This window comes from Raineyella antarctica, assembly GCF_900092135.1.
In the GTDB taxonomy this organism is placed as follows: domain Bacteria; phylum Actinomycetota; class Actinomycetes; order Propionibacteriales; family Propionibacteriaceae; genus Raineyella; species Raineyella antarctica.
Genome location: NZ_FMYF01000024.1, coordinates 1 through 5,503 on the forward strand (window position 1 = coordinate 1; position 5,503 = coordinate 5,503).

The following is a 5,503-nucleotide window of genomic DNA, read 5'->3' on the forward strand; positions in this document are numbered from 1 at the left end:
CAGACCAGCCGGGGCTTGAGGACCACGACCTCCAGAGCGCCGGCATGCCCGACGTCACGGACCCGTTGGCGGGACCAGGCGTGGACCCGCTGGGACACGACCCCGCAGTCGGGGCAGGCATCGGCGATGGTGTCAGCCCGAACGACGACCCGTCTCCCGCCCAGGGGCAGGTCGATCGCGTCGATGACGTGGTAGTCGGGCAGGTTGAAGATCACGCTCGCAGCATCATGCTGCGAGCACGTAGGCTCGATCACAGCTCGTGGTCCTTGTTCTCTGGGCGGATGTCTCGCAACACCCATCCCAGCGCAAGGCCACGAGCCCTTGCGTCAACGACCCACCACACTCAACTACGAACAGCCCGCTTGCCTGGCTCGCCTTGAGGGGGACGCGCCGGGGGTGAGGGCGTTGATGGTCACCGCGGATCCTGTCCGGAGGGCGACCTGCGGATGGCGGAAGCTAGGCGGGCCGCCGGGCTCGCGTCATCACTCTGGGGGACGGGGCTGGCACTGCTCGGTCCCTGACCGATACACAACGCCAAGGGAGCGACCCGAACGATCGGATCGCCCCCTCGGCGCGATTGCCCTGATCGATCAACCCCGATCAACTGATCACGCCCTTCCACGTCAGGCCGTAGCCAGCCCGTACGTGTTGCCCTGCTCGTCGACGTATGGGGTCAACTTGGCTGGCATGGAGAACCCGCAGTGGGACCGTCGCGAACACCTCAGCTATTGGGTCGGTCACTTCGCCCAGCTTCCTGTGAGCTCACCGAGTCGCGGACATGTCCGCCGTGCTGGGTGCCGGCCTGCCTGCTCCGGCGGGGTGATGCGCGGGGTGGCTCACACCGAGGCGACAGATAACATCTCATGCGATATTATCGCAGACATGGATACATCTACCGCCGAGGAGATCGCCCGGGTCTTCGCGCCCGTCGGCGCTGCCCTTCACTCGGTGATGCCCCGCGGTGTCAGTCTGGCGAACGACATGATGGGGCTCAGCGGCTTGAGTCCCGTCACTTACCGCACGCTGTACGTGCACAACGTTGTGGGCTGCACACACAACCTGCTAGGCCTCGCTGACATAGGGGACTGGGTGCTAGACCCCAAGGCAAGCAAGAAGCAGCTACACCTCTCTCGCGGCCCGTGGTCGGTGCGAATGTTGTCCACTACCTACGAAGGCATGGTGCCGACCGCTGGTCCCAACCAGGCGCGACGCGCTTTCTACTCCAATCCCTCGGTCGTCTCGCGCCCCGGGCAGCAGGCGCTGGTCGAGCAGCATGGCTTCATCATTGCGTGGACCCTTGATGACGCATCGGGCGACATCGAGCTCGAACTCGTCCACACACTGTCTCCGTGGAAGCATGGGCACGCGGAGCAGATCGACTTGCGGATGCCGCTGCTTCCAAGCGAGGGGGACCTCTCGACGTTGCGGTTCGTTCCGTCCGATGATGATGACCTTGAGGGTCTTGGCCTGATCGATCCTCGCGGTCGTTTTCAACGAGGTACCCGCAATGGTTTCGGCGCCACGTCCTGAGCGCATCCTTGCGGCGCGCGATCTACTTGGAGAGACCCTTCAGAACATCGCTGCGTCCGCTGGTATCAGCCAGAGCTACCTATCAGAGATTGCCAGCGGGGCTCGTCCGTTCACAAGCGAACAGGCTGAACGTATCGCTGGTGCCACGGGGCTCCCAGTCGAGTTCTTCGAAGTCGAATCTCCTAGCGTCGGCACCACACTGCAGTTCCGCAGGCTGAAGTCCACCAAGGTAAAGACCACCAAGAAGGCGGTGCAATACTTTCGTGAGGCGTCGCGGATTGTCCAAGGCGCGGCCTTGCTTGGTGGGCTGCAGACTAAGTCCCTGCCGTACGTCAACGAGCCAACTAGCGGTGTGCTCGATGGCGAGGCCATCGAGGGAGTGGCGCTGAAAACGCGCGCACTCATGGGACTCGACGCCGTATCGCCGATCCCGAACGTCATGCGTGCCATAGAGCGGTTGGGCATTGTCGTCGTTCCGGTGCTGCTCGACCCCACTGGTGACGTCAATGTCGTCGACCAAGGGCATTTCGGCATCTCGCATGGCGATGAGCATGGGGTACCGCTCTTGGGCTATTTCCCAGGCGCATCGCCGGATCGAGACCGGTTCACGCTGAGTCATGAACTCGGTCATGTCCTCTTGCACTCTCGACGCAGCTCGGATGACGCAGAATTGGAAGCGCACCATTTTGCTGGCGCGCTCCTACTGCCGGAGAGGGCCGCTCGGCAGGAGCTCCATTCGCAGATTACGCTGAACCAACTTGCGCACGTCAAGGCTAGGTTTGGCGTTTCGATCCAAGCGCTGATTATGCGGGCTGCGGCGCTCGACATTATCGACGCGAAGCGGCACCGCTCACTGTTCGTGCAGCTAAGCGCACGAGGGTGGCGACAGCACGAGCCGGTCGAAGTGGTCGCCGAGTACCCAGTGCTGATGGGACGCCTGCTGGAGATCGCGATCCCCGATGGTGCCCATGTTCGGGAGGTCGAGGCTACGACGGCGCTCCCGCGCGCCTACATCGCTGCGATGGCACCTTCGCCGCCGCGGCGAGGCACGTCCACCGGCAAGGTCGTCCGCTTCCCTGCCTGAGCTGTGACCGTGTCAGGCGCGCACGCCGACGACGGGGAGCGGGGCCTTCGTCGACGGCGGCGAGAGCAGTGACGGGCCGTTCTGGACAATCGGGAAGCGGATGGGTGGGGTCATCGTCGGACTTGCTACGGTCGCTGCGGATGTCATCGGATGGTGGCAGCTCCAAGGTGCTGGGTGACTCGCCACGCTCCGTCTGCAGGGCGTCCGTGAGTGTGGCTCACAGGCCAACTGGCTCCCCGAGCTTGCGACGAACCTGCCCGTTGGTTGAGATGAGCCCAAGAGCCGTGAGGATGGGCTAACCTGAGCCTGCGCTGTGCGCGAGTCGGTGATGTGACTGGAGGCCTCGGAGTGAAGGAGCCCTGCTCGTCCGCCCATGACATCGGGGCCCATCTCGGCTTGACGACAATGGTCATATCGGCTTGGGTAGCCGAACAGGGGGCGTCTGCTGACCAGGTCGCCCGTCTCCGGCATTTCCGGCCCAGGGAAGGCGAGGATAGGAGACGCGTCGGTGTTGCGGCGCGCTCGAGCGAGCCCCGGAAGGCCGAGTGAGGGCCGATGCGCATCATCGACAACGTGAACGACCTGCTGGGCGACGACCTGAAGCGTGAGGTCAAGGCGGGTTCGAAGCTGCGGATCGCCGCGTCGACGTTTTCCATCTTCGCGTTTGAGGCGCTGCGCAAGGAGTTGGAGCGGGTCGAGGAGCTGGAGTTCATCTTCACCGCCCCGTCGTTCGTGCCGTCGAGTGCGACCGATCGGTTGGCGAAGGAGTGGCGGGAGTTCTTCATTCCGCCGGCGAGGATTGGTGAGTCGTCGCTGTACGGTTCGGAGTTCGAGATCCGGCTACGCAACAAGCTGACCCAGCGGGCGATCGCGCGTGAGTGTGCTGACTGGGTCCGCCGTAAGGTCAAGTTCCGGTCGAACAAGACGGGCGCGCCGATGCAGCAGTTCGCGATCGTGGATGACCGCGCGATGTACCAGCCGCTGCAGGGTTTCACGTCGGCTGATCTGGGCTATGAGCGTGGTAACGCTGTCTCGAACATGGTTACCAAGCTCGAGGTCGGTGAGGCGCCGATGACGGGGCAGTACGTCGCGTTGTTCGACCAGATCTGGGACAACCCCGACCAGCTCGACGACGTTACGCAGGCGGTTTATGACCACTTGGCGAGTGTGTATGCGGAGAACTCGCCCCAGCGGATCTACTTCCTGATCCTGTACAACCTGTTCGCTGAGTTCCTCGAGGACATCAGCGAGGACGTGCTCCCCAACGACCTGACCGGCTACCAGGACACTGGTATCTGGAAGGCCCTGTACAACTTCCAGCGCGACGCGGCGACCGGCATCATCAACAAGTTGGAGACCTACAACGGGGCGATCCTGGCCGACAGCGTCGGGTTGGGGAAGACGTTCACCGCGCTGGCGGTGATCAAGTACTACGAGCTGCGCAACAAGTCGGTGCTGGTCTTGGCGCCGAAGAAGCTGGCCGAGAACTGGACGAACTACAACGCGAATCTGACGACGAACATCTTCGCCGCCGATCGGTTCAACTACGACGTGCTTGCCCACACCGATCTCCTGCGGACCCGGGGCACCTCGATGGGGATCCCGCTGGACCGGGTGAACTGGGGCAACTACGACCTGGTGGTGATCGATGAGTCGCACAACTTCCGCAACGCCGACTTCACGACTGAGAAGGAGACCCGCTACCAGCGGCTGATGCGCCAGGTCATCCGGGCGGGGGTGAAGACGAAGGTGCTGATGCTCTCGGCGACGCCGGTGAACAACCACTTCACCGACCTGCGCAACCAGCTGGCCCTGGCCTATGAGGGCGACTCGGCCCAGCTCGCCGGCAAGTTGAACATCTCGACCAGCGTCGAGGAGGTGTTCCGCCAGGCCCAGCGGGTCTTCAACGAGTGGTCCAAGCTGCCGGCGGAGGAGCGCACGCCCGAGGCGATCCTGTCGGGGCTGGACTTCGACTTCTTCGAACTGCTCGACGCGGTGACGATCGCCCGCTCGCGCAAGCACATCCAGGCGTTCTACGACACGACCGATATCGGCGCGTTCCCCCAGCGGCTACCACCAGAGTCGGTGCGTTCCCCGCTGACCGACCTCGGCGGTGTGCCGTCGTTCAGTGACATGTTCGCCTCGCTGTCGTCGTTGACCCTGGCTGTCTACGCGCCCCTGAACTACGTCTTTGCGAGTCGGCGCGAGAAGTACGAGGTGCTCTACGGCAACCTCGAGCGCGGGCGCAACGCCATGGGCGGGGTCGTGTCGAACCTGGGACAGGCCAGCCGCGAAAAGGGCATCCAGAAGCTGATGACGGTCAACCTGCTCAAGCGTCTGGAGAGTTCGGTCGAGGCGTTCCGATTGACTCTGACCAAGCTGGAGAACAGTGTCGAGTCGGCGATCGGGTCGATCGAGAAGCATGCCGCCACGGTCGCCGACCTCGGTTCGGCTCTGGGTGATCTGGATGCGGACGACGATGACCTCGAGCTGCCCTCGTTCAGTGTTGGTGGAAAGGTGAAGATCGACCTGGCCGACATGGACGTCGAGTCCTGTGACCTGCCTCGGAGTTCTCGGACAGTGGGCCCTCTTAAGATGAGGGTGCTACTGAAAGTGAGACCAACATGTCCGTGTCGCGTAGGCGATTCACTCAAGAATTCAAAGACGAGTTGTGCCGTGAGGTGATCTCCACGTCCAAGCCGATCAAAGACGTCGCGGCCGCTTACGGTGTCGGCCCGGAGACGCTCCGCAATTGGCTGATCAAGTACAGGGAAGCCAACGGCGGGACTGAGACCGAGCTGACCGTCTCAGAACGGGCCCGTTTGAAGGAACTCGAACGCGAGAATCAGGAACTCAAGGCGGAGACCGCGTTCCTAAAAAAAGCAACGG

Annotated in this window: 5 protein-coding genes; 4 read left to right on the plus strand and 1 reads right to left on the minus strand. The window is 63.1% G+C overall.

The window, feature by feature from the left end; translation table 11 throughout:
- A partial coding sequence (locus GA0111570_RS17100; protein WP_139283314.1) for a transposase family protein occupies window positions 1-215 on the minus strand: 215 nt, incomplete at its 3' end.
- A gap of 667 nt (window positions 216-882) precedes the next feature.
- Between GA0111570_RS17100 and GA0111570_RS17105 the strand changes: the two genes are divergently transcribed.
- From GA0111570_RS17105 to GA0111570_RS17120, 4 genes are all read left to right on the plus strand, one after another.
- Window positions 883-1,530, plus strand: a complete 648-nt coding sequence (locus tag GA0111570_RS17105) for a hypothetical protein (RefSeq protein WP_139283315.1) — start codon at window positions 883-885, stop codon at window positions 1,528-1,530.
- A complete protein-coding gene (locus GA0111570_RS17110; protein ID WP_092613872.1) occupies window positions 1,508-2,614 on the plus strand; it encodes a helix-turn-helix domain-containing protein in 1,107 nt (368 codons plus the stop codon). Before GA0111570_RS17105 ends, GA0111570_RS17110 begins: the two co-directional genes overlap by 23 nt.
- Before the next feature lie 555 nt (window positions 2,615-3,169).
- Complete coding sequence (locus tag GA0111570_RS17115) at window positions 3,170-5,299, plus strand: SNF2-related protein (protein ID WP_217634250.1); 2,130 nt, start codon at window positions 3,170-3,172, stop codon at window positions 5,297-5,299.
- Window positions 5,239-5,503: transposase (locus GA0111570_RS17120; RefSeq protein ID WP_139283316.1), on the plus strand; the 265-nt coding region annotated here is incomplete at its 3' end. The genes GA0111570_RS17115 and GA0111570_RS17120, both read left to right, overlap by 61 nt.